The 23,347-nt window shown below is 30.1% G+C and carries 20 protein-coding genes; 15 read left to right on the forward strand and 5 right to left on the reverse strand.

Going from position 1 to position 23,347, the window contains the following annotated elements:
- Positions 1 to 139 precede the first annotated feature (139 nt).
- Genes CKL_RS00660 through CKL_RS00670 form a run of 3 tightly spaced genes read left to right on the forward strand, consistent with a single transcriptional unit; the run spans position 140 to position 2,971 of the window.
- Complete coding sequence (locus tag CKL_RS00660) at positions 140 to 1,240, forward strand: hypothetical protein (protein ID WP_011988732.1); 1,101 nt, start codon at positions 140 to 142, stop codon at positions 1,238 to 1,240.
- 49 nt (positions 1,241 to 1,289) lie between these two features.
- Positions 1,290 to 2,210 (forward strand): tRNA modification radical SAM protein MnmL/YtqA, encoded by a 921-nt coding sequence (mnmL, locus tag CKL_RS00665; protein ID WP_011988733.1) that lies wholly within the window; start codon positions 1,290 to 1,292, stop codon positions 2,208 to 2,210.
- A gap of 38 nt (positions 2,211 to 2,248) precedes the next feature.
- Positions 2,249 to 2,971 carry a 2-phosphosulfolactate phosphatase family protein gene (locus tag CKL_RS00670; protein WP_011988734.1) on the forward strand — a complete coding sequence of 241 codons (723 nt, stop codon included), beginning with the start codon at positions 2,249 to 2,251 and terminating at the stop codon, positions 2,969 to 2,971.
- A gap of 34 nt (positions 2,972 to 3,005) precedes the next feature.
- Here the strand turns inward: CKL_RS00670 and CKL_RS00675 are convergent, their stop codons facing one another.
- The 5 genes from CKL_RS00675 to murC form a co-directional block, all read right to left on the reverse strand.
- Positions 3,006 to 3,410: a hypothetical protein gene (locus tag CKL_RS00675; RefSeq protein ID WP_011988735.1), complete on the reverse strand. Its 405-nt coding sequence runs from the start codon at positions 3,408 to 3,410 to the stop codon at positions 3,006 to 3,008.
- A gap of 31 nt (positions 3,411 to 3,441) precedes the next feature.
- The gene (locus CKL_RS00680; protein ID WP_011988736.1) at positions 3,442 to 4,134 is read right to left on the reverse strand and encodes an HAD family hydrolase; all 693 of its coding nucleotides are present in this window, start codon (positions 4,132 to 4,134) and stop codon (positions 3,442 to 3,444) included.
- A 138-nt stretch (positions 4,135 to 4,272) separates the two neighbouring features.
- On the reverse strand, positions 4,273 to 5,616 hold the full coding sequence (locus CKL_RS00685; RefSeq protein ID WP_011988737.1) for a [Fe-Fe] hydrogenase large subunit C-terminal domain-containing protein: 1,344 nt from the start codon (positions 5,614 to 5,616) through the stop codon (positions 4,273 to 4,275).
- A 197-nt stretch (positions 5,617 to 5,813) separates the two neighbouring features.
- A complete protein-coding gene (locus tag CKL_RS00690; protein WP_011988738.1) occupies positions 5,814 to 6,134 on the reverse strand; it encodes a hypothetical protein in 321 nt (106 codons plus the stop codon).
- An 82-nt stretch (positions 6,135 to 6,216) separates the two neighbouring features.
- Positions 6,217 to 7,590 carry a UDP-N-acetylmuramate--L-alanine ligase gene (murC, locus tag CKL_RS00695; RefSeq protein WP_011988739.1) on the reverse strand — a complete coding sequence of 458 codons (1,374 nt, stop codon included), beginning with the start codon at positions 7,588 to 7,590 and terminating at the stop codon, positions 6,217 to 6,219.
- Positions 7,591 to 7,882: 292 nt separating this feature from the next.
- Here murC and purR point away from each other — a divergent pair, with 292 nt between their 5' ends.
- The 12 genes from purR (at position 7,883) to CKL_RS00755 (ending at position 23,336) form a co-directional block, all read left to right on the forward strand.
- A complete protein-coding gene (gene purR, locus CKL_RS00700) occupies positions 7,883 to 8,695 on the forward strand; it encodes a pur operon repressor (protein WP_011988740.1) in 813 nt (270 codons plus the stop codon).
- 103 nt (positions 8,696 to 8,798) lie between these two features.
- Entirely contained in the window at positions 8,799 to 9,089 is a 291-nt protein-coding gene (spoVG, locus tag CKL_RS00705) for a septation regulator SpoVG (protein WP_011988741.1), read from the forward strand.
- Between the two features lie 155 nt (positions 9,090 to 9,244).
- Positions 9,245 to 10,615, forward strand: a complete 1,371-nt coding sequence (glmU, locus tag CKL_RS00710) for a bifunctional UDP-N-acetylglucosamine diphosphorylase/glucosamine-1-phosphate N-acetyltransferase GlmU (RefSeq protein ID WP_011988742.1) — start codon at positions 9,245 to 9,247, stop codon at positions 10,613 to 10,615.
- 24 nt (positions 10,616 to 10,639) lie between these two features.
- Positions 10,640 to 11,599, forward strand: coding sequence for a ribose-phosphate diphosphokinase (locus CKL_RS00715; protein ID WP_011988743.1), 960 nt, complete (start codon positions 10,640 to 10,642; stop codon positions 11,597 to 11,599).
- A gap of 483 nt (positions 11,600 to 12,082) precedes the next feature.
- The gene (locus tag CKL_RS00720) at positions 12,083 to 12,769 is read left to right on the forward strand and encodes a response regulator transcription factor (RefSeq protein WP_011988744.1); all 687 of its coding nucleotides are present in this window, start codon (positions 12,083 to 12,085) and stop codon (positions 12,767 to 12,769) included.
- On the forward strand, positions 12,770 to 14,185 hold the full coding sequence (locus CKL_RS00725) for a sensor histidine kinase (protein ID WP_011988745.1): 1,416 nt from the start codon (positions 12,770 to 12,772) through the stop codon (positions 14,183 to 14,185).
- 80 nt (positions 14,186 to 14,265) lie between these two features.
- On the forward strand, positions 14,266 to 15,456 hold the full coding sequence (locus tag CKL_RS00730) for a S1C family serine protease (RefSeq protein WP_011988746.1): 1,191 nt from the start codon (positions 14,266 to 14,268) through the stop codon (positions 15,454 to 15,456).
- A 94-nt stretch (positions 15,457 to 15,550) separates the two neighbouring features.
- A complete protein-coding gene (pth, locus tag CKL_RS00735; protein WP_011988747.1) occupies positions 15,551 to 16,114 on the forward strand; it encodes an aminoacyl-tRNA hydrolase in 564 nt (187 codons plus the stop codon).
- A gap of 107 nt (positions 16,115 to 16,221) precedes the next feature.
- Positions 16,222 to 19,743 (forward strand): transcription-repair coupling factor, encoded by a 3,522-nt coding sequence (mfd, locus tag CKL_RS00740; RefSeq protein ID WP_011988748.1) that lies wholly within the window; start codon positions 16,222 to 16,224, stop codon positions 19,741 to 19,743.
- Between the two features lie 75 nt (positions 19,744 to 19,818).
- The gene (locus CKL_RS00745; RefSeq protein WP_011988749.1) at positions 19,819 to 20,844 is read left to right on the forward strand and encodes a peptidylprolyl isomerase; all 1,026 of its coding nucleotides are present in this window, start codon (positions 19,819 to 19,821) and stop codon (positions 20,842 to 20,844) included.
- 235 nt (positions 20,845 to 21,079) lie between these two features.
- Positions 21,080 to 21,631: a stage V sporulation protein T gene (gene spoVT / locus CKL_RS00750; protein ID WP_011988750.1), complete on the forward strand. Its 552-nt coding sequence runs from the start codon at positions 21,080 to 21,082 to the stop codon at positions 21,629 to 21,631.
- A 169-nt stretch (positions 21,632 to 21,800) separates the two neighbouring features.
- The gene (locus CKL_RS00755) at positions 21,801 to 23,336 is read left to right on the forward strand and encodes a putative polysaccharide biosynthesis protein (RefSeq protein ID WP_011988751.1); all 1,536 of its coding nucleotides are present in this window, start codon (positions 21,801 to 21,803) and stop codon (positions 23,334 to 23,336) included.
- Positions 23,337 to 23,347: the final 11 nt, after the last annotated feature.

Here is a 23,347-nt window from a genome sequence, read left to right on the forward strand (position 1 = left end):
TAAAGTATATAAGCATTAAATAAAAATAATGAATTATAAATTAAAATTTTATTTGAGGGAAAAATAAGATTTGTAAAATGAAGTATCATTTTTGATAAAGGGGGTGAAATTTCTACTAAAATTAACTAGTGGAAAATTTATGAAAAAAATATATATATTCAAAATAATATTTATTGTCATTTTTTTTTCAGGTATATTGTTTGGATGTAGTTCATATGAGCAACCGAATACTACCAGTATAAATGGAGATTTTGATATGAAGGCTGCAGCTAGTACCGTAGATACCTATATGAAATATCTTATGAAGAATGATATTGAAAATATCAAGAAGTTATATTCTAAAGAACTTTTAAAAAGTCCTGTAGCAAATGAAAATCAAAATTTAAGTATTATGGGTTATAGTTTAAATGATAATAGTGAAGTTGGTAAATCTGGAGTTTTCAAAGTGAAAATTGTAAGATCTGATTTAAGTAAACCTTTTTCAACTTTGGATGAATATTCAGTAAAAGTTATAAAAGAAGGAAATGATTATAAAATTGGTGAAATTAGCAGCATTTTAGATAGAGAAGCTTTTGTTGAGAAAAATAGAATAAAAATGAGAAGTAAAGATAACATAAACGTAGATGTAATAATAGGTATAAATAATATGCCACAATATGTATTTTCTAAAGATGATGAAGCGAATGTGAATAAAATGTCTGTGCCAAGAAGCAATTTTGGAATACTTGATTTTTCTTACGGAGGTGATTATCTAGCCTTAGTTACTTATGATAAAAATTCATATATAGGGGTAGTAAAAATAGATGAAAGCATGGAAGTACAATCTGATAATTCAGGTTCTTCAGATGGACAGGGAAATAGTGAAAGTGCACAACAGGAGCAAATAGATGAATATAATCAAAAAATTATAGGTAAAAATATAATAAACTTAGATATTCTAAAAAATACTAAAGTAGAATTTTTAACATTTTCTTCTGATGAAAAGTTCATTGTAGCTCAGTATACAAATGATAGTATAGGTCACTGCATAAGAATGTATAAAATGGATTCCGGAGATATAATAAATTTTAAATTTGAAGATAACTTCCCACTTAATAAAGTAGACATAGTTTTTTCTTCTTTTGATACAGATACATTGAATTTTGATGTTATATCTAAAGCAAACAATAGTGAATCTCTTCCTGATATAATTGGAAAATGGAGGCTGAACTTAAAAGATTTTAAGGCAGTTAAAATATGATATAATAAGCCCTAGTAGTTATGTATTATTGAAAGGATGAAAATTTATAATGCAGTGGGGAGATAAAGCATACTATAATTTAAACTATTATTTAAGAAAAAAATTTGGATGTAAAGTATTTAAAATATCTTTAGATGGGGGATTTTCCTGTCCTAACAGAGATGGCAAGATAAGCAGTGGAGGATGTATTTTTTGTAGTGAAAGGGGATCAGGGGATTTTGCAGGAAATAGAAATCTTTCTATAACAGAGCAATTTTATAATATAAAAAAGATGATGAATAAAAAGTGGAAACAAGGGAAATATATAGCCTATTTTCAAGCCTATACAAATACTTATGCCCCTATAGAAATTCTTAGAGAAAAATATGAAGAAGCTATGAGTCAGGAAGGTGTAGTAGGCATGGCAATAGCCACAAGACCTGATTGTCTTGAAGCGAATGTTTTAGAGCTGTTACATGAGTTTAATGAAAAAACTTATATTTGGGTAGAACTTGGGCTTCAAACTTCCAATGAGTATACCGCCAGGAAAATAAATAGAGGGTACAATCTATATACCTTTGAGAAGGCTGTATATAATCTTAGAAAGAAAAATATTGATGTAGTAGCACATGTAATAATGGGTTTGCCGGGAGAAAATCAAAGTGATATGATAAATACAGTAAAGTATATTTCAAATCAAGATATACAGGGGGTAAAATTTCATCTGCTTCATTTAATGAAACATACTCCTATGGTTAAATTATATAATGAAGGTAAATTGAAATTTATGAGGCAGCAGGAATATGTAGATATAATATGCATGGCTTTATCAAATATTCGTTCGGATGTTGTAATTCATAGATTAACAGGAGATTCTCCTAGAGATTTGCTTATAGAACCTAAATGGAGCTTAAAAAAGTGGGAAATTTTAAATGAAATTGATAAAGCTATGAAAGATAAAGATATATATCAAGGAATATATTGTAATTAGTATATTATAAAGTTGTTTTTGGAAAGGCTGATGTTCAATTGAAAATAGACATAATAATATCAGCAGATGATATAAAAAAAGAAAAGATTTTACATAAATCTGTAATAGTAGTAGATATGCTTAGGGCAACTTCCGTAATAATTACTGCTATTAATAATGGATGCAGGGAAGTAATACCAGTGTTAACTATAGAAGAGGCCTTAGAAATATACCATAAAAATAGAGAAAAGTATGTAATGGGAGGAGAGAGAAAAGCTTTAAAAATAGAAGGATTCCATTGTTCTAATTCCCCTTTGGAATATAGTAGACAGGTTGTAGAAAATAAGACGTTAGTAATTACCACAAGTAATGGCACTAAAGCTATAAAGGGAAGTATAATGGCTAAAAATATATTAATTGGTGCTCTTATAAATGCAGACGAAGTAGCAAATAGAAGTATAAATCTAAATAATGATGTGGTAATAGTTAATGCAGGTACCTGTGGGCAATTTTCTATAGATGATTTCATATGCAGCGGATACATGATAAATTGTGTGATAAAAAAGATAAAAGTCGATCTTACAGATATAGCCAGAACTGCATTATATATTTATGAACAGAACCCAGATATTATAACATTTATAAAAAAAGCCTCCCATTATAAAAGAATAAAAAAATTAAAATTATATGATGATTTAGAATACTGCTGTAGGAAAGATATAATAAAAATTGTTCCAGAATATATAGATGGAATAATCAAATGTAATAAATTAATTTATTGACAAAAACTCCAGCCCATACAGCGCTGGAGTTTAGTCAAGTTATTTTTATATAATTAGATTTTACCCATCCCTTAGAATTTATTCTAGATGATCTGTTAATTTGATTTAAAGATATTTCATACCACAACTGGTTTTGAATTTTAGCAGTATCTTCAATTTTTAGTGGAGTATTTTCCTCTAAAATATTTACTACACTAGATTTTAAAGTAGGAGCTAAATAAAGGCTAGTTTTTATAGTAACTACTGCATTTGAATTTTCAGGAGTAATATAACTTATATCTACTCGTTTTGGAGATTCTTTTGATAATTTTGATTTTAAAGAATCATTTTCATATTTTAAAGAAATTATTTGTCTCCGTTGTGATGAAAACTTGTTTGAAAAATGATACAAAATAATCCCATTTCCTATTATTAGTAGTAAAAGTAAAAAAGTAAGCATTTTTAATTTCTCCATTAATATTTCTATAACATTACATTATATTCAACAACTCACTTAAAGATGAAAATTTTACACTACCTTCCGTTAAATCTTTGTATTTAAATATATACATATCAGCATGTTTTATTACATCATCCCATTGATAATCTGAATAGAAATCATATACCCCAACTACAGACATACCAGCAGCTTTAGCACCTTTGACTGCAGGTAAAATATCCTCAAATACTATACAATCTTTGGGAGATAAATTTAATTTTTTAGCAGTTAAAAGAAATATGTCAGGAAAACTTTTACCTCTTTTTACTTCAGATACTGTGGTTATGGCATCAAAAAGATCATATACCTTATTTTTCTTAAGGCTTATTTCTGTTAATTCCCTAGAGTTGCTGGTAGCTAGGCCTATTTTAATGCCTTTTTGTTTTAATAAAAGCAAAAATTCTCTGGCACCATGCTTTAATGGTATGTTTGTAGAGTATTCATAAACACATGTGTCATAACATTCATTTTGAATTTCCTCTATACTTTCAGGTAGATTAAATCTATTCTTAAAATATTTAGCAACTTCATAAAAAGTCATAGTTTGTATATCCTGTTTCAAATTTTCAGGCATTGGTATGTTTCTTTTATTTAAAATTTTTCTATCAATACTTTCCCACAGCCACATAGAATCTACAAGGGTTCCATCCATATCAAAAATAACCCCTTTAGTGTTTTTAAGCATTATGATCACCTCATATTTAAGTATAACATCCAAATAAGGTAACATAAATACTAAAGTTTTATAAATGTAATAGTAAAATAATTTATATATAACAAAATTAACATAATAAAGTGACAAATACGGAGTTACAAGTATATTTTAGAAACGTCTTTCTAATAGCTCGATTTTTTCCACATTTTTAAAATCTTCTAAAGAATTAATATCTAAAAGTTCCAGTATTTTATCCATACATTTACTATCTATGGAAACTTTGATTTCAGAGTTTTCGGCAAAGGCATCTATTTTATCTCTTCCCTTTTCTTTTGGTATAAGTACTTTAGGCCCTCCTACACAACCTCCAATACATCCCATTCCTTCAATAAAATTAGCTGAGATTTCTCCTTTTTCAGCACGGCTTAATAATTCTTTACATTCCTTTACACCGTTTGCCTGAACTGATTTAAATAATTCCTTCTTTTCGGGGAACATTTTTTCCACAGCTTCTCCTACAGCAATAGATACCCCGCCGGTACGTGCATATAATCGTCCTCCCTTAGAAGCATATTCAGTTGAAGCATCACCTTCTATTTTAGAAGGATCTATATTAAGTGCATCAAAGATATCTTTTGTTTCTGTAAAAGTAAGTACAAAGTCTATATCACCAATTATATCTTTTTCTTTTGCCTCTGCTTTTTTCGCTATACAGGGACCTATAAAAACAACTTTACATTCAGGATTTAATTTTTTAAGTACTCTTCCACCAGCGGTCATTGGTGATACAGAAGGAGATACGTGTTTTACTAGATTATTGTATTTTCGTCTTAACATGCCAACCCACATAGGACAACAGCAAGAAGTTATTACAAGATCCTTTTTATCCTTTACATGACTGTCAAATTCCACTGCTTCTTTTAAGGTTAACATATCTGCAAAAAATGCCACTTCAATCATATCTGTAAAGCCTATTTTTTTGAAAGAAGTTCTTAATTGCTCCATTGTAACATTATCTCCGAATTGACCTGTTATGGCAGGAGCTACTATGGCTATTACAGGAGAATCACTTTTCAAGATATTAGCAAGTGGTAGAAATTGAACAGTATCCATTATAGAACCGTTAGGACAGGCATCTACACAAAAACCGCAGTCAGTACATTTATCTTTATCTATGAATGGATGATTCTTCTCTTTGTGAATAAATATAGCATCAAAAGGACAAGATTTTTCACATAGAGTTTTATCTCCATCTCTGCATTCCTGAGAACAGTTAGTAACCTTATTTATTATTTTTTCATCTTTATTATAAGATTTTATTGCTTTTTTTAATTCTTCCATGAAATTTGAGCTGTAAGTTATGTTAGTGCCGCATAATGAAGATATGATTTTACAAAATTCTTCCCTATCCAACTTATGTTCGGATAGAATTTGTTCTACTGTCTCTTCAAAGTTTTCATCATAGTAGGATTTCACAATTAACTTAAATAGATCCCTATATTTGTCTTTCATAATTTTAACAACTCCTTTTCAAGCTTTTTATTCTACGATTATAACATATTTAGACACTTGCAGAATAGTGTGTGATTTCCAAATTTTCAGTAATATATCTTTTATGAATAAAAAGGTAGCTAAAACCTAAAACATACTATCATTTTAGGCTTTAGCTATTTTTAATGAACATAGATACTGATTTGTGTAAGAAAATATTATTTTACAGGGAGATTTTCATTATCCCCTTCACCTCTCGTAGGTACTGTTGACATTAAAAATCCTACTAATATAGAAATTAAAGCTGGGGATATTATGTTTATATAAGCTATGTAAGAAGTTTTATATAATATGAAAGCGGTTATACCAGTTATAAGTATACTTATGATAAATATATAAATTACAAATTTAGCAAAAGAACTAAAAAATTTTTTATATAATTTATGTCTTGTAGGGCCATTGATTATTTTTACAAATAAGAAATAGGATATTAAAATCAAGAAAATATCTACAACGGCAGATATTAAAAAATTTTTCATATTAACACCTCCAATAGGATATCGAATATAGTATTACCCTATTAGAGGTATTTTACACCTAATTATAAATTTTTTCATGGAGTTATTGATTTAAATATAATTCACCAACTTGAAAAACGTCTCCTGCCCCTATTGTTAAGAGTACATCTCCTTCTGTTAAAATGTTATTTAAATACTGAACTATTGAATCGAAGTCTTTTATGTTTCTGCACTTAACCCCTCTCTTTATAATTTGCTCACATAGCATAGATGAACTTATTTCACCTGTGTCTTTTTCTCTTGCAGGAAATATGTCTGATAGTATTAGTTCATCTACATTATCAAAAGCAGCAGTGAATTCTTTAAATAAACTTATAGTTCTTGAAAAAGTATGGGGTTGAAATACACAAATTATTCTTTTATGAGGATAATTTTTTGCAGCATTTAAAGTTGCTTTGATCTCTGTAGGGTGATGTGCATAATCATCTATAACCACTACACCTTTTCTCTGGCCTTTAATTTCAAATCTTCTATGGGTACCTTTAAAACTTTTTAGTCCATTTATTATATTATCAACTGATATATTTAAAATCAAAGAAACGGATATACTTGCTAGTGCATTTAATATATTATGTTCGCCTGGAACACTTAAATTCAAGGAAAATAATTTTTTATCGGATTTATATACTTCAAAGAAAGCACGTCCTTCTTTGTCAAAGCATATATTTTTAGCAGTAATATCTCCAGTTTCTATACCATAGCTCATTACATTGCAATTTACATTTGATATAATTTTTTCCATTCTTCTATCATCAGCACAGCATACCAAATATCCTTCCTTAGGAATTAGTTTTCCGAATTTTATAAATGCATTTTGTATTTCTTCTATATCTTTATAGTAATCTAGATGATCTGCATCGATATTTAAGATTATACCTATAAAGGGAAAGAATTTAAGAAAGGATTCTTTATATTCACAAGCCTCTGTAATAAAGAAAGGACTATTCCCAATACGGACATTTCCACCTATTATGTCTAAATTTCCGCCCACAAGTATGGTAGGATCCAGATTAGCTTCAAGTGTTATGGAGGATAACATGGAAGTGGTGGTAGTTTTACCGTGAGTACCGGATACTGCTATATTGTATTTATGTCCTTTCATTATTTCACCTAAGAATTCAGCCCTGTCCATAAGGGGGATATTTAAATCTTTAGCTTTTAATAGTTCTTCATTATTTTTTGAAATTGCAGCAGTGTATACTACAAGATCTATATCAGAGGTTATATTTTGGCTTATCTGTCCTATATATACTTTTGCTCCTTTTAATTCTAATCTTTCTGTGGCTTCAGAAGATTTCACATCTGAACCGGAGACTTTAAAGCCTTTTTCCAGCAAAATTTCTGCTAGTGCACTCATACTTATTCCGCCTATGCCTATAAAATGAACTTTTTTATTTTTTATAAAATCAAATGACAATTAAATCACTCCTTATAATTAACTTGACCTATTTACTAATTATATACAAAATTTAGTTAAAAAACACACAAAATCATACTTTTTTAAAATAAAAACATGGGGAAACTCCATTTGAACTTTAGAATCACTTGATAATGAGCATTGTTTTAGTGAGAGTTAAAATGGAATGAATTTTTGTGTATTAGTATTAGAATTAAATAAGAGTTGATTATTGATGACTTTTAGAATACAATATGAATAATAGAATAAAATCTTAAGATATTATTCGTAAAATTTATAGATAGGTGATAAGATGCAGAAATTCAGTAGAAACCATAGAATAGCGGCAATAACTAAAATTTTGCTGGAAAATCCTAACAAAATAATGAGTCTGAATAATTTTACTCTTATGTTTAATACAGCTAAGTCCACAGTAAGTGAAGATATATTAGTAGTGAAAGACACTTTGAATAAATTTCAAATGGGAAGAATAGATACTATATCCGGAGCCTCAGGAGGGATAAAGTATGTCTGTGGAATATCCAGTGAAAAGAGAAGAGAATTTGCTGAAAAATTATGTATTATTTTGAAAAATAGAGAAAGAATAATACCAGGCAATTTTTTATATATGACAGATATAATGTTTAATCCTGCTATAATATATATTGCAGGAGTGATCTTAGCATCTATTTTTATAGAGAAAAATATTGATTATGTGGTTACTGTTGAAACCAAAGGGATTCCTTTAGCTTATGAGGTGGCTAGGATGATGGGAGTCCAACTTGTAGTTGTAAGGAGAGAACAAAAGTTTACTGAAGGGTCTACTTTAACTATAAATTATGTTTCAGGTTCTACAGGAAGAATTCAAACTATGTCCTTATCTAAAAAGGCCTTAAAGAAGGGGAGTAAATGTATTTTTATAGATGACTTTATGAGGGCAGGAGGAACTGCCATAGGCATAATAAATCTATTGAAAGAATTTGAAAGTGAACTTTTGGGCATAGGGTTTTTAATAGATAATGTAGAAACCCCTAAAAAATTAGTACAGGATTATAAATCTATAGTAGATTTTAAAGGTATTGATGAAAATGGTAATGCATTGTTATTCCCTTCTGGAAACATTTAACTAATAAAATTTTCAAAAAATTTATTAGTTTTTCAAAAAACAAGAAGGAAAAATATAAGATATAGAGAATAGTATATACATAAGCATCTTGGAGGTGGATTATATGCAAATTACAGATGTCAGAGTGAGGAAAATTGCTGCCGAGGGTAAGATGAAAGCTATTGTTTCAGTAACCTTTGATAACGAATTCGTTGTTCACGATATAAAGGTTATAGAAGGTCAGAATGGTCTTTTTATAGCAATGCCAAGTAGGAAAACTCCTGATGGAGAGTTTAAGGATATTGCTCACCCAATAAATACTCAAACAAGAGAGAAGATACAAAAAGCAATTCTTGGTGAGTATGAAAAAGTAAAAAATGAGGAAACTGTTACCGAGGAAAAGGTAGAGGAATAATAAAAAGGAGTAATTACTCCTTTTTATTATTTTCAGCTATTTTATGCTATTTTTATAAGGTTGCAAATAATTTTTATATAAAATATAATATTAAGGGATGTTTAATGATATATTGTAGAAAAGTGAAGATTTATAACCATTAAAGAGGTGTTGAAATGTATAATTGTGCTATAATACTGGCTGCAGGTGAAGGTAAAAGAATGAAATCTTCTAAACCTAAAGTACTTCATAAAATCTGCGGCAAAGAAATGATAAATGTAGTTATTGATGTTGTAAAAAAAGCACAAATAAAGGATATAAATGTGGTAATTGGGAAAAATTCAGAAAAAGTAAAAAAAGCTACAGAGGTTAAAAATACAAGTTATTCTTTTCAAGATAAACAACTAGGCACAGGACATGCGGTTCTTTGTGCTAGTGATTTTTTAAAAAACAAAAGAGGAATTGTAGCTGTATTCACAGGGGATTCACCTTTAATAAAAGAAAATACTATAAAAAACATGCTGGATTTTCATGAAGCTGGGGGCTATGGAGCTACTATACTTACATCTATAGTACAAAATCCTTTTGGTTATGGAAGAATCATAAGAGAGGAAGATGAACAGGTACTTAAAATAGTGGAACATAAGGATTGTCTACAAGAAGAGCTCCAGGTTAAGGAAATAAATTCGGGGATGTATTGTTTTGATATAGAAAGTTTAATTGAAAGCTTAGGTAAAATACGTAATAATAATGCTCAAGGGGAGTATTATTTAACAGATGTTATAGAGATATTAAAGCAAGAGGGGAAAAAAATAGGTGCACTTCCCATTCCTTTTGAGGAAACTATGGGAGTCAATTCAAGGGTACAGCTTGCAGAGGCTGAAAAGATTATGAGAAACAGAATAAATAAAATACATATGGAAAATGGAGTTACGTTAATTGATCATAATAATACTTACATAGATTTAGATATTCAAATAGGAAAAGATACAATAATATATCCTGGGAATGTTTTTCAGGGGGATACTGTTATAGGCGAAAATTGTATTTTTTATCCTAATTCTAGAATACAAAGTAGTGTAATAAAGGATAATGTAACAGTGGAGAATTCTGTAGTATTAGAAAGTACAATAGGGGAAAATACTAGTGTAGGGCCTTTTGCTTATATAAGACCTGAAACTACAATAGGAAAATCTGTGAAGATAGGTGATTTTGTAGAAGTTAAAAAGTCTACAATAGGTGATAATACAAAAGTATCTCATTTAACATACATAGGGGATGCTGAAGTTGGAAGCAAGTGCAATTTTGGCTGTGGAACTGTTGTAGTAAACTATAATGGAAAAAATAAGAATAAAACCTTGATCGGAAATAATTCATTTATAGGATGTAATACAAATTTGGTGTCTCCAGTTAAGGTTAATGACAATACTTATATAGCTGCAGGTTCTACTATAACAGATGAAGTTCCAGAAGGTGCACTGGCTATAGCAAGGGCACGGCAGGTGAATAAGAAGAGTTGGGTGTATAAAAAAGGATTAAAGAAATAAAAATTTTTAGGAGGGCTTTACATAATGATAACCCATGGTAAAAATATTAAAATTTTTGCAGGAAATTCTCATCCTGATTTAGCTAAACAAATAGGGGATATTTTAGGCATTAAAGTAGGAGATTCCAAAGTTACAACTTTTAGTGATGGGGAAATATGTGTAAATATTAATGAAACAGTAAGAGGAATGGATGTATTTATAGTTCAATCCACGAATAATCCAGTAAATGATAATTTGATGGAACTTTTAATTATGATTGATGCTTTTAAAAGAGCCTCTGCAGGAAGAATAACTGCTGTAATACCTTATTATGGTTATGCAAGACAAGATAGAAAGGCTAAGGCAAGGGATCCAATTACAGCAAAACTTGTAGCTGATATATTAACAGCTACTGGTGCAGATAGAGTACTTACAATGGATTTACATGCTTCTCAAATTCAGGGATATTTTAATATACCTCTTGATCATCTTTTAGGAACACCTATACTTGCAAAATATTTTATACAAAAAGGATTTGATGAAAAGGATGATGTGGTTGTAGTTTCTCCGGATCTTGGAAGCGTAACTAGAGCCAGAAAGTTTGCAGATAAACTTCATGCATCCATAGCTATTATAGATAAAAGGAGACCTAGAGTTAATGTATCTGAAATAATGAATATAATTGGAGATATAAAGGATAAGACCGTTATATTAGTAGATGATATGATAGATACAGCAGGCACAATAACAAATGGGGCTAATGCTCTTATAGAACGGGGAGCAAAAGAAGTTTATGCATGCTGTACCCATGCTGTTTTATCGGGACCTGCAATAGAAAGAATAAAGAACTCTGCTATAAAAGAGTTAGTAATGTTAAACACAATAAATTTACCAGAGAATAAGATACTGGATAACTTCAAGATATTATCTATAGCTCCAGTATTTGCTGAAGCTATAAGAAGAATATATGAAGATATTTCGGTGAGTAAATTATTCGAAGATTAATAATATAGAGGCATGTGGAAATAATCCACATGCCTTTATAGCGGTGATTTTGAGACTTAGGTGAAGTTTGGTAGTAAGACATATTTTATCCATTTAAATCTTATAGGATAAATATTTGTAACTTATTTGTAACTTTTGAAGATACAATATTATTTAGGCTAAAATATATGATAGATTTAATATAGGAATAATCGTTTAAGTATAATTATTTGACAATATTTGATTAAAAATTATATACAGGGGTTAAAATCATGTAACTTATAGAATTATTTATCCAAATATGGTAATTAGCTAATACTCCAATTTTCTTCAAAGTAGGAGATAAGCATTTCCTATAGCAAACTTTACCTGAACCTAAGAATCATTTGTTCTAGATGAGCAGCAGAGTTTATCTTGTATTTTAGAGAAATTTTAGAAGTATTTGGGCAGTGCTAGCTTTAGGATAAATATAGGTACGTGTTTATAATTTTAGGAGGGAATTAGATGGAAGGCTCAATAGGAAAAATTTTAATTGTAGATGACGATGAAAATATATGTGAAGTAATAAAAATGTATGTGGAGAGTGCTGGCTATGAAGTGCAAGTTGCAAATGATGGAAAGTCAGCAGAAACAACATTTTTAGAATATAAACCGGATTTAGTAATCCTAGATATAATGCTTCCTAATATCGATGGAATAGATGTTCTTAAATGGATAAGAAAAGATTATGAAACTCCTGTAATTATGCTTACGGCAAAAGGAGAAACCTTTGATAAAGTTTTAGGGCTTGAACTTGGAGCAGATGATTATATAGTAAAGCCTTTTGAACCTAAAGAGATGTTAGCAAGGATTAAAGCAGTACTTAGGAGATACAGCGTAGATAATGAAAACAAAGAAGTATTGAAATTTGAACAGTTAACTATTGATATAAATTCATATACAGTTACCTATAGAAATGAAGATATAAAGATGCCGCCAAAAGAGTTTGAATTATTATATTATCTGGCTAATAATAAAAATAGAGTATTTACTAGAGAGCAGCTTTTATGTGAAGTGTGGGGATATGATTATCCTGGAGATTCTAGAACTGTAGATGTACATGTTAAAAGATTAAGAGAAAAACTTCAAGGAGGACCTAACTGGCAAATAGAAACAGTATGGGGTGTTGGATATAAGTTTGAGGTGAAGTAGATGAAAAAGGGATTATTTTCAAAGCTTGTAGCTGCATTTACTGCAATTATTATAGTAAGTTTTGTAATGACAGCAGCTTTTTTGTCTTACTGGTTTGAGAGTTATTATTTTGAACAGAGAAAAAGTCAGCTGCTTAAAGAATCCCAATTTATAAGTTATAAGGCACTTCAATATTTAGCAGGAGACTTAACTTCAGATGAGATAAATGAAACTTTAAATAATATAGCCAAGTATCTTTCGGCGGATATATGGCTTGTGGATAACTATGGTTATGTATATTCGGTATCAAAAAGTGAACATAAACAATTAGTAACTAATCCCACTCAGATAGTTACTAAAGATTTGGAAGAGCTTAGAGAAAATAAAACTGTAGATAAAAAAGAAATTCATTCAGATATACTTGTGGATCCAGTACATACTTTTGAAATACCTATTTTTTCAAATGGAGTTTTTAAAGGTGCTATACTTATGCATACTTCTATAAATGAACTAAGAGAACCTTTAAAGAGAGTATATGAGATTATATGGATATCTGCTATCTTAGCTATTATAATATGCTCTGTTGTAATTTATTATCTTTCTCAGAGAATAATAGTATATCCACTTAAGAAGATTAATTATGTAGCAGATAAAATATCAAAAGGAGAAGTGGAAAAAAGAGTATGTATAAATTCAAATGATGAAATTGGAGAATTGGCTAAATCTTTTAATAGTATGGCGGATTCACTGGAACAAGTGGAAAAAAATAGGAGACACTTTATATCTAATGTATCTCATGAAATAAGATCTCCGCTAACGTCTATAAAAGGGTTTATAGGCGGAATGATTGACGGCATTATTCCGCATGAAAAACAAAATTATTATTTGTCAGTTACTTATTCTGAAATACAGAGACTTACGAGACTTGTAAATGATCTTTTGGATTTATCCGCTATTGAAGCGGGGCAATTTAAACTTAGAATAGAGGAATTAGATATAAATGAAATTATAAGATTATGTATTATAAAATTTCAAACTAAAATAAATGAAAAAAAATTAAAAGTAGATGTAGTTATGGAAAATGACAAACTTTATGTAGCTGCAGATAGAGATAGAATAAATCAGGTGGTCACAAATCTGATAGATAATGCTGTTAAGTATGTAAATGTAGGTGGTAATATAAAGGTTTCAACTAAAATTAAGGGAGAGAAAGCATTTATATCTGTTTATAATGATGGTGAGGGAATACCAGAATCAGAATTGAAACATATATGGGATAGATTTTATAAATCGGATAAGTCAAGAACTTCAAAAGTTAGTACAGGACTTGGACTTTCTATTGTAAGGAGTATATTAACACAACTAGGAGAAGATATATGGGTTGAGAATAGAGAATCTGGTGGTATTATATTTGCATTTACTTTAAAAAGGGTTTAAGAAATTATTACATTCCGTTCATATTTGTGTAAAAATTTTTTACTATAATAACTCTAAATTTCAGTTATGAGGTGTATTTAATGAATGATAACAACAGATATGATGACATAAAAGACGTTTACTGGGAAAAAGTAGATGCAGATAGTGGAAAAATAAAATTTATAAATATGAATAGGCGATCCACTGTAAGAACGTTGGTTAAACTGTGTTGTTTTATACTGGTGGCAGCTGTTTCGGGAGGCATATCTGGGGCATATATAGCAAATAAAAAGGAAAGTACCAAAATCTATACACCTGATAATCAGTTATTGGTGGAATCTAATAACGGCAATAAAAAACAAGAAGATACATCTGAAAGTAATATATATACAAATTCTATATCGAAAGTAGCACAAACGGTTGGTCTATCTGTAGTTGGTATAAGCAATAAGGCAGAAGGATATTTTGGATTACAGGATGTGGGAAGTGGATCGGGTATAATAGTTGATTCAAATGGATATATAGCCACTAATTATCATGTAATAGAAGGGGCAGATAAGGTTACAGTAAGACTTTCAAGTGGAAAGATTCTAGATGCATCTATATTGGGAGTTAACCAGCAGGCTGATTTAGCTGTAATAAAGGTGGATGCTAAAAATCTTCCTGTAGTTAAATTTGGAGATTCTTCAGCGGTAAAAGTAGGCGATATTGTAATTGCCGTAGGGAATTCTTTAGGTCAGGAGTTTCCAAGTGTTACTGCAGGTATAATAAGTGCACTAAATAGAAAAATAGAGTATAATGGAACTGTATACAAAGTTATTCAAACAGATGCGGCTACAAATCCCGGAAATAGTGGAGGCGCTCTTTGTAATATAAAAGGTTATGTTATAGGTATTAATACTTTGAAGATAGGTTCTGATTCCAATGTAGAGGGTATAAGTTTTGCAATAAATATAAATGATGCTAAAAATATAATAAAATCACTTATGAGTTATGGGGAAGTTTCAAAGCCCTATTTAGGTATATATGGTGAAAGTGTAACATCACAGAATAATAATGTTCAAGGAGTGTACATACAACAGGTGGAGAAAGATAGTGGTGCTGCAGCTTCAGGTATAAAACCTACGGATATATTGACTGAAATAGATGGTAAGAAGGTAAAGAGTTTATCAGACATAGAAGGGATACTGCAAGGACATAAGGTAGGAGATAAGGTTGTGGGGAAGATATGGAGAAATGGTAAGATCATAGAAATAGAAATAGTTCTTTCTGAAAATAAAGAAAGCGAATAATAAAGAGACTATATGTAAGTCTCTTTATTATTTATGTTTTTTAGTATAATATATTATTAAGATGATAATTTAAAGCTTAGATTGGAGTAAGAACATGTTTTTAATAGTTGGTTTAGGGAATATAGGAGTTAAATATCACCGTACAAGACATAATATTGGATTTGATTTTATAGATTTAGTAAGCAAAAAGTATAATATTACCTTAAATAGGGAAAAATTTAAAGGAAATTATGGAGAAGGGTTCATAGGACAAAATAAAGTTATATTATTGAAACCTGGTACTTATATGAATCTAAGTGGGGAAAGTGTAAGAGAAGCTGTAAATTTTTATAAGATTGAAAATGACCGTATGATAATTATATATGATGATATAGATATAGATATTGGAAGGTTTAGAATAAGGCATCGGGGAAGTGCTGGAGGACATAATGGTATAAAGAATATAATATTAAATCTAGGAACGGATGTATTTCCAAGAATAAAAATAGGTATTGGACATCCTAATGTAGATCTTGTATCTTATGTTCTTGGAAAGTTCTCTGAAGATGATAGGATTAATATAGAAAAGGTTTTAAAAACTAGTGTAGAAGCATTAGAGTGTATTATGGATTTTGGCATAGAAGTAGCTATGAATAAGTTTAATGGATTTAAGCTGTGAAATTTTATAATGTTACTTCAAACCGTTTAGTTTCTTTAATATAGAGAAACTAACGGTTATTGTGCGTTTGATTTTTTATGAATAAATATTATAGGGTGGTTGTTAAAATGAGACTAGATGGACTTATGGAACCTATTAGAAAAAGCAGTGAATTTAAAGATATTATGGCTGGGATAGATAGAAAAAAGTTTCCTATAGCGGTATTTGGACTTTCGGAATCTTCTAGAAGTTATTTAATATATGCAGTATATAACCAGCAAGATAAGCCTTTTTTAATTATTACTCATAGTGATGTAGAGGCTAGAAAGTTATATGAAGATTTGTGTTTTTATTTACCACAAGTATATTATTTTCCTACTAAAGAAGTGGTGTTCTATAATATAGATGCTATATCTGGGGATTTAAGGTGGGAAAGATTAAAAGTTATAAGAGAAATGTTGAATCCGGGGAAAAAAATCATAATAACTTGTGTGGAATCCTTAGCTTCTGTGTATGTGCCTGTAGAATTGTATAAAAATTATATATTTAAGATATCTGTGGGGGATAAAGTAGATTTTAAAAATATTAGTGAAAAATTAATACAGTGTGGATATGAGAGAATGGAAATGGTAGAGAGAAGAGGACAATTTTCTATAAGAGGGGGTATAATGGATATATATTCTCCTATTTCACAAGAACCCTATAGAGTTGAATTATTTGGTGATGAGGTAGAATCTATTAGAAATTTCAATTTAGAATCTCAAAGAAGTATTGAAAAGATGAATAATATAGAAATATTTGCTGCAAAGGAGATTATATTTGACAGAGAGCGAATTGAAATAGGAAAAAGCAAAATAAAAGAGGATTTAGCATCAATAATAGAAAAATTAAAAGAGAATAAAAATAATGAAGGAATGGAAAAGATAAAAACGATAACAAACAAAAATCTGGAAACCCTTCAGGAAACATGGACATTTGAGAGTATAGATAGCTTCCTACCTTATTTTTATGAACATACTTCTTCTTTCTTAGATTATGCAAAAAATTATTTTGTAATTGTAGATGATATAAAAAGATGTAGTGGAAAATTAGATAGTGTATATTTTGAGTTTCTGGAAAATTATAAAAATTTTCTGGAAAGGGGGAATGTATTACCAGGACAGAGTAAAATGTTACTTGATAGATCTGAATTAATTGATGAATTTAATCATAGAGAAATTATTATATTAGATGCCATTGCCAAATCTACTAAAATTCTTCCACCAAAACTAATAGTAAATTTTACCCAGATAACTTTAAATAATTATCAGGGCAAATTAGAGCTTCTTATTGAAGAAATAAAGCATAAGAAATCTAAAAGCTTTAAAATTTTAATTTTATCCGGTACAAGGGCAAGAGGAGAAAGGCTAGTAGATACCTTAAGAGACAATGGAATTGAAAGTAGTTATAGGGATGTGGTGAATGAAATTAAGCCTGGCGAAGTGGTTATAACTTTTGGGAATCAATTAAAAGGGTTTGAGTATCCAGAGATTAAGATAAGTGTTATTTCCGATAAAGAGGTTTTTGGGAAGGCTAAAAGAAAAAATATAAGAAAAACTAATAAAAAGGGAACAAGTAAGATAAAAAGTTTTACAGAGTTGAAACCAGGGGATTTTATAGTTCATGTAAACCACGGTATAGGAGTATATAAAGGAATAAAACAGTTAGAACTTCAAGGGCATAAAAAGGATTATCTGGAACTTGTGTATGAATGTGAGGATAAATTATATGTACCAGTAGAACAGCTTGATATGGTACAAAAGTACATAGGCTCAGAAGGGAAAAATCCAAAGATAAATAAACTAGGAAGCTCAGAATGGAGTAAAGTTAAAAAGAAGGCAAAGAAATCAATAGAAGAGATGGCGGAGGACTTGATAAAATTATATGCAATCAGGTCTACTTTAAAGGGATATAAATATTCAAAAGATACTATATGGCAAAAACAATTTGAGGATGAATTTCCCTATGAAGAAACTCCGGATCAGCTATCTACTATACAGGATATAAAGATGGATATGGAATCAGATAAAGTAATGGATAGATTACTTTGCGGGGATGTAGGCTATGGCAAAACGGAAGTTGCAGTGAGGGCTGCTTTTAAAGCGGTGATGGATGGCAAGCAAGTAGCTTTTTTAGTTCCAACTACAATATTGGCACAGCAGCATTATAATAATTTTATTCAAAGATTTTCTGATTTTCCTGTAAAAATAGACATGATAAGTAGATTTAAAACTGCCGCACAACAAAAGGCTACTATAAAAGCTGTTAAAATAGGGGATGTAGATGTACTTATTGGAACTCATAGGATACTTCAAAAAGATGTACAATTTAAGGATTTGGGACTTCTTATTATAGATGAAGAACAAAGATTTGGAGTTAGCCATAAAGAAAAAATTAAACAGATAAGAAAGAATGTAGATGTATTAACTTTAAGTGCTACTCCTATACCTAGAACACTTCATATGTCCCTTGTGGGAGTTAGAGATATAAGTGTTATAGAAACACCACCAGATGAAAGATATCCTATACAAACTTATGTAGTTGAATACAATGACCAGCTGATTAGAGATGCTGTTTTAAGAGAGTTAAGCAGAGGAGGACAGGTTTACTTTGTGTATAACAGGGTAGAGAATATAAAGGAAATGGCATCTTACATAGCTAAGTTGATTCCAGAAGGTAAAGTGGCAGTGGCTCATGGTCAAATGCAAGAGAGGGAACTTGAAGGAATAATAATGGACTTCATGCAGAATAAGTATGATATTTTAGTATCTACTACTATAATAGAAACGGGCATGGACATACAAAATGTAAATACCATGGTAATATATGATGCGGATAAAATGGGACTATCTCAATTATATCAATTAAGAGGAAGGGTGGGAAGAACTAATAGAATAGCCTATTGTTATTTAAGTTATCGCAAGGATAAAGTTCTTAAAGAAGTGGCAGAAAAAAGACTTAAGGTTATTAAAGAATTCACTGAATTAGGTTCTGGATTTAAAATAGCATTAAAAGATCTGGAGATAAGGGGAGCAGGCAATATGATGGGTTCCTCTCAACATGGGCATATGGCAGCTGTAGGATATGACTTATATTGTAGAATGCTTGAGGATTCTATAAAATTGATAAAGGGTGAGATAGATAAAGAACCGGTGGAAACCACAGTGGAATTGAAAGTAGATGCATATATACCGGATAATTATATAGAAAATGAAGTCCAAAAAATAGAAGTGTATAAGAAAATAGCCGCTATAAGTTCCTATGAAGATATGTTGGATATAAAAGAGGAATTAGAGGATAGGTTCTATGATATACCACCATCTGTGTATAATTTGATGGATATAGCTTATATAAGAAGTATAGGTAAGGAACTTGGAATAGAATCTATAAAAGAATCAAAAAATGAAGTGGTTTTTACCTTTCAAAATGAAGATAGAGTAGATAAAAATGTATTAAAGGCATTGGTGAAAACTTATTTTGGTAAAATAGTCTTAAAAATGAATAAAAAACTTAGTTTTGGATATACATTAAAAGATGTAAAGAGAGAAAACCTTTTGAGTAATGTTAAGGAGATTGTTAAATATATGATACAAATATATGAACAAAAATAGTTTTGTAGTAAAAATGCTTTTATGTTAAAATAAATTTGTATTTTGTAAAACTTGAAGAAAGTGGGGGAATAAACTGTGAAAAATATAGGAAGGTTGGCGGTTACTGCACTTATAGCAGTATTTATATTTTCAGTAACTGGATGCAATATGATAGAGAAAACACCAGAGGCCATAGCTAAGAGTACGGTAGCAGAGGTTAATGGGGAGAAGATAACAAGAAGTGATCTAGATAAGGATCCAAATACAATACAATTAATAACCCAAGTTAAGCAGCAATATGGGGAAAACTATAAAGAAAATGAAGATGCGGTTAATACTATAAAGACTCAAAAAGAGCAGATACTTGATGATTTAATTACAAATAAGGTAGTTGCACAAAAAGCTAAGGAATTGAAACTTTTACCGGATGAGACTAAACTTAAATCTGATATGGAAACTCAAATTGCACAGCTTAAAAAACAAAATTTTAATGATGATGCAGAACAATTTAATACTGCATTAAAGGCACAGGGATTTACTGAAGAATCATTTAAAGCTATGTTTTTATCGCAATTGAGAACTCAGCAGACTCTGGAAAAAGTAACTGAGAGTATTTCAAAAAATATAAAAATAACAGATAAGGAAATAGAAGATTATTATAATACCAATAAGAGCAAATATACAGAACAACCTAATAAGATGCATTTAGCTCATATACTGGTAAAAACTGAAGATGAAGCCAAGAAAGTAAAAAAGAGATTAGATGATGGAGAAGATTTTGCAAAAGTTGCAAAAGAAGTGTCACAAGATACAGCTAGTAAAGATAACGGTGGAGATTTAGGAACTGTAAATTATGATAATTCAGGGTATGATGCTGATTTTATGGCAGGAGCTCTCGCATTAAAAGAAGGTGCCATATCGGCACCAGTTAAAAGTAGTTTTGGATATCATATAATAAAATGTATAAAAAAGGAAGAATATCCAGTTAAGGCTCTTAGTGCAGTTAAGGATCAAATAAAAACACAACTGGAAAGTGATAAAAAGAACAGTTTAGTTTCCCAAAAAATTCAGGAGTGGAAAAAAGCTTCTACCATAACTAAAAAAGAAAAAAATATTATATAGAAGAGATTACATATCAAGTGATTCTTAGAAAAACTTATATTTAACTTGGAATGTTCTAAATTTATTTAGAAAATAACTTTAGAATAAAAAGCTTTGAAAGAACTGTAGTATTGTATTATTACAGTTTTTTTAAGTTTTTTCTAATTTAAATAACAATTGTGTATAAAATTTCATGTTTAGAAAGATAATATATAATACAAGTTATATATAATTTTTAAGGAGGAATCAATTAAGTATGAAAGCAACAGGAATTGTTAGAAGAATAGACGATTTAGGTAGAGTTGTTATACCAAAGGAAATAAGAAGGACTCTTAGAATAAGGGAGGGAGATCCTTTAGAGATATTTACAGACAGAGAAGGAGGAGTCATACTGAAAAAATATTCTCCTATTGGAGAGTTAAGTGATTTTTCAAAAGGGTATACAGAGTCACTTCAGCAGACTATAGGTCATATAGTTATGATTTGTGATAAAGACAGCGTAGTATCCGTAACTGGTACACCAAAAAAGGAATATATAGAAAAGAAAATAAGTCCTGAACTAGAAAAACTTATAGAAGATAGAAGGACAGTATCAACATGTAGGAATGAAAATCAGATTATTCCGTTATATGATGATGAGGATATAGAAGGAAAGTATTCAGCTCAGGTTATATGTCCTATAATAGCAGGAGGAGATGCAATTGGAGCTGTAATAATAGTGTCAAAAGAAGAAGCTGAATTTGGGGATGTGGAAATTAAATTAGCCGAAACTGCATCATCCTTTTTAGGAAAGCAAATGGAACAATAGATAATAGTGGCAGCAAAGCTGCCATTTTATTTTTATCCCTTGATACATTAAGACATTATTGACTGAAATATAAAAAATATTCACTTAAAGTAATAATAGCCTCCGGTTTTAAATAATTATAAACAGGGAAATAAATTGTTTGGGAATATAGTAAGCTGGAGGTATATTTATGAAAAAACAATCGCTTATAAAAGGAACTGTTATATTAGGAATAGCGGGTATAATATCTAAATTTTTAGGCCTATTTTTTAGATGGCCTCTTCAAATGCTTATTGGAGATGAAGGTGTAGGGTATTATCAAATGTCTTTTCCATTATATATGTTTTTTATTGCGGTGGCGTCGGGCATACCGGTAGCAGTATCTAAAATGGTATCTGAAAGAAATGCTACAGGAGATTATGAGGGAGTAATTCAGGTATTTAAAAAATCCGTACTTTTAATGTTTGTTTTAGGGACAGGTTTTACGGCCATACTTCTTATATTTTCTGACCCAATTATACATTTTTTAAAATGGGATAAAAAATCCTATTATTCTCTAGTAGCAATTGCATTTGCACCTATGTTTATATCTATAATGAGTGCTTTCAGAGGATTCTTTCAAGGACTCCAAAATATGAATTATACTGCTATGTCTCAAGTGGTAGAGCAAATAGGAAGAATATTGGTAGGAGTTGGACTTGCATATTTACTTTTACCTAAAGGTATAGAATATTCCGCAGGAGGGGCAGCATTAGGAGCTGCTGCAGGAGGGCTATTTGGGGGAATATATCTAATAATTAAATATGTTCATGTGAGAAAAGAGATAAAGGTATTTAAAGTACCAGACAATAAAGAAATATTGACTAAATTACTATACATAGCAGTTCCCGTATCTCTAGGAGCGGCTGTAAGCAGCATAATGAGTCTTATAGACTCAGCTTTGGTACCCCAAAAATTACTAGAAGCGGGATTTACATATAGAGATGCTGCCATATTATATGGACAACTCACCGGGAAAGCGTTTATATTAATAAATGTCCCCTTAACATTATCCTCTGCATTATGTGCTTCTCTAATGCCTATAATTGCAGAATCTCATATATTAAATAAAAAGGTTGATGTTATAAACAAAGTGGATTTATCCTTTAAACTTTCTAATGTAATTGCATTCCCATCCATGTTAGGATTATATACTTTGGCATATCCAATTTTGGATCTAATATTTCCGGGTCAGTCTGCAGGCTTTAATATACTACAATATTCAGCCTTATCTATACCATTTATAATATTAGTGCAGACATCTACAGCTATATTACAGGGAGTAGGATATTATATTAGACCTGTATTTAATTTAGCTGTAGGATGCATTATAAAAATAATTATAACTTTATCCATGGTACCTGTTCCTTCTATAAATATTTATGGAGCAATTTTAGGAAGTATAGGAGGATATGCGGTAACATGTGTTTTAAATATAATATTTTTAAGTAAAAAGTTAAAAATAAATATAAATTACTTCCAGACTATGGTTAAACCAGCATTTGCTTCTTTTTTTATGATAGGATCTGTTGTAATTATATATTGGTACGTCTATAATTATACCATGAGCAGCAGAATAGCCTGTTTTTTATCTATTATTTCAGGTCTAATTATATATATGCCTCTTATAGTTGTATTTGGCATATTTAAATATAGTTATATAAAAGATAAATTTTTAAAGAAATAAGGAGAGGTTAC

The organism is Clostridium kluyveri DSM 555 (genome assembly GCF_000016505.1).
In the GTDB taxonomy this organism is placed as follows: Bacteria; Bacillota; Clostridia; order Clostridiales; family Clostridiaceae; genus Clostridium_B; species Clostridium_B kluyveri.

Excerpts from the sequence above, each read along its gene's own strand:
- CKL_RS00660 (WP_011988732.1), top strand. The coding sequence starts at position 140 with ATGAAAAAAATATATATATTCAAAATAATATTTATTGTCATTTTTTTT.
- mnmL (WP_011988733.1), top strand. The coding sequence starts at position 1,290 with ATGCAGTGGGGAGATAAAGCATACTATAATTTAAACTATTATTTAAGA.
- CKL_RS00675 (WP_011988735.1), bottom strand. The coding sequence starts at position 3,410 with ATGCTTACTTTTTTACTTTTACTACTAATAATAGGAAATGGGATTATT.
- CKL_RS00680 (WP_011988736.1), bottom strand. The coding sequence starts at position 4,134 with ATGCTTAAAAACACTAAAGGGGTTATTTTTGATATGGATGGAACCCTT.
- CKL_RS00685 (WP_011988737.1), bottom strand. The coding sequence starts at position 5,616 with ATGAAAGACAAATATAGGGATCTATTTAAGTTAATTGTGAAATCCTAC.
- CKL_RS00690 (WP_011988738.1), bottom strand. The coding sequence starts at position 6,134 with ATGAAAAATTTTTTAATATCTGCCGTTGTAGATATTTTCTTGATTTTA.
- purR (WP_011988740.1), top strand. The coding sequence starts at position 7,883 with ATGCAGAAATTCAGTAGAAACCATAGAATAGCGGCAATAACTAAAATT.
- spoVG (WP_011988741.1), top strand. The coding sequence starts at position 8,799 with ATGCAAATTACAGATGTCAGAGTGAGGAAAATTGCTGCCGAGGGTAAG.
- glmU (WP_011988742.1), top strand. The coding sequence starts at position 9,245 with ATGTATAATTGTGCTATAATACTGGCTGCAGGTGAAGGTAAAAGAATG.
- CKL_RS00715 (WP_011988743.1), top strand. The coding sequence starts at position 10,640 with ATGATAACCCATGGTAAAAATATTAAAATTTTTGCAGGAAATTCTCAT.
- CKL_RS00720 (WP_011988744.1), top strand. The coding sequence starts at position 12,083 with ATGGAAGGCTCAATAGGAAAAATTTTAATTGTAGATGACGATGAAAAT.
- CKL_RS00725 (WP_011988745.1), top strand. The coding sequence starts at position 12,770 with ATGAAAAAGGGATTATTTTCAAAGCTTGTAGCTGCATTTACTGCAATT.
- CKL_RS00730 (WP_011988746.1), top strand. The coding sequence starts at position 14,266 with ATGAATGATAACAACAGATATGATGACATAAAAGACGTTTACTGGGAA.
- pth (WP_011988747.1), top strand. The coding sequence starts at position 15,551 with ATGTTTTTAATAGTTGGTTTAGGGAATATAGGAGTTAAATATCACCGT.
- mfd (WP_011988748.1), top strand. The coding sequence starts at position 16,222 with ATGAGACTAGATGGACTTATGGAACCTATTAGAAAAAGCAGTGAATTT.
- spoVT (WP_011988750.1), top strand. The coding sequence starts at position 21,080 with ATGAAAGCAACAGGAATTGTTAGAAGAATAGACGATTTAGGTAGAGTT.
- CKL_RS00755 (WP_011988751.1), top strand. The coding sequence starts at position 21,801 with ATGAAAAAACAATCGCTTATAAAAGGAACTGTTATATTAGGAATAGCG.